The organism is Endozoicomonas sp. SESOKO3 (assembly GCF_024606255.1).
In genome coordinates, this window is the sequence record NZ_JAHHPR010000212.1 from 1 (window position 1) to 1,520 (window position 1,520).

Annotated in this window: 1 protein-coding gene; it reads right to left on the minus strand. The window is 48.9% G+C overall.

Annotated features, from left to right (window positions below; translation table 11 throughout):
- Positions 1 to 1,287, minus strand: a 1,287-nt coding sequence (locus tag KDK18_RS03735; protein WP_257253307.1) for a hypothetical protein, incomplete at its 3' end; no start/stop codon positions are given.
- Positions 1,288 to 1,520: the final 233 nt, after the last annotated feature.

Consider the following 1,520-nt stretch of genomic DNA (forward strand, 5'->3'; position numbering starts at 1 on the left):
CTTGAAGACTCTTCCGCATATTCGCTGCCGACCACCGTTGGTGACCACGGCCACGTCACAGGTTCGTTTCCTGGTGTCGCGGGCTGTTCTTCTTACACGAGCCGATAAGGTTACAGAACTCTTGCAGATCATGTCGGATGGCCGCAGCTGGCCATCTTCTGCGATCACTATCTGGTCACAGATGGTTTGCTCGACAGCTTCTGTGTTACGGTCCACCCTAAAGCCCACTGAGTCTGAGGCGACCCCGTCTGAGGCGACCCCGTCTGAGGAGACCCCGTCTGAGGAGACCCCGTCTGAGGAGACCCTGTCTGAGGCGACCCCTTCTAAGGTGTTCCCACCCATAGAGTTGCCGTCAGTGGTTGGGTTGCTACCTATGTCATAAGCTTGCGGTGGAAATAGTGGGTCTGAATCGTATTGGAGTTGAATAGCAGGGAGATCAACCAATACATCGAAAGGCGAGGTTTGTCGGGAATGTTCAATGTCCCAGTGACCTATGTCACTAAAGCAATGATCATCAGGCAAATTGGGGTATGAGCTTACATAAGAGTTCAGCAACCATTCACTGAGTTCGCTGCTCATGGACGATTGCGGGAATTGACAAATGCCATGACAGGGAAATACGAAACAATTCAAACCCAGGGTATGGTGGTGGTGTTGAGGGTCACCGTTACCGCCGCCGTAGTCAGTATTCAAGGTGCTGCTGAAAGAGCCTGCCGGGTGCAGTGGTGCTATTGCAGTGTCCTGAACGGATGATTTTGATGACTGCCCTTGTGACTGTTGTCCAGAACCCAACATCATAGTGATGCTCTCAAATGGTTGATTTCCCTGTGTCAGCATAGATGTTGCCTCTTGTCGTTCAGCCGGGCTAAGTAACGGGAAGTCGGGGTTCCAATGGCTTTTCAAAAGCCAACCAACAGCGACAACTAGTTCTATAAGTACCCATGAATAAGGAGAGCTTAGAGGGGTTTCCTTCGTTGTCAGGTTCAGTTCGTAGGCAATTAGCAGATGAGTAGTGTAAGACCATTGCCAGGGAAGCGACTCAATAGTGGTCGTTTTTACCTCGTAACCGTCTGGTCTGTGTCGTTTGTCATCAGGAAGAGAGGCTGACTTTTCAGAGCCGTTTGTATCGGTAATGTCTGACGAGTTGACTGGCAACGCGCGGCGCTCAAGCTTTATAGAAAAGCCTTGGTTTTGGGAAGTTGCATTCTGTTCAAGATCGACTACAAAACGTTCTGTTAACGCTTGGGCCTGACAGGCGACAGATAACGTCAGTAAATGCAATAGCATTATTGCAAAGAGAGATTGTTTAATAATTCTATCCTTACTTTTTGACTTACAGAAGGCAAGGATAGATCAATAAAATGAGTGTGTTTTCTGTCAAGGACCTAATCTTCTGTAGGGGAGGATTTCGTAAGGAATTGCCAGTGGAAGATTGATTTGAGTGAACTTCGGGTGCCATCCAGTAAACGACCATTCTGGCAATATCATCAAGCTCCATGCCACTCCGGGCGAAGAAGCGC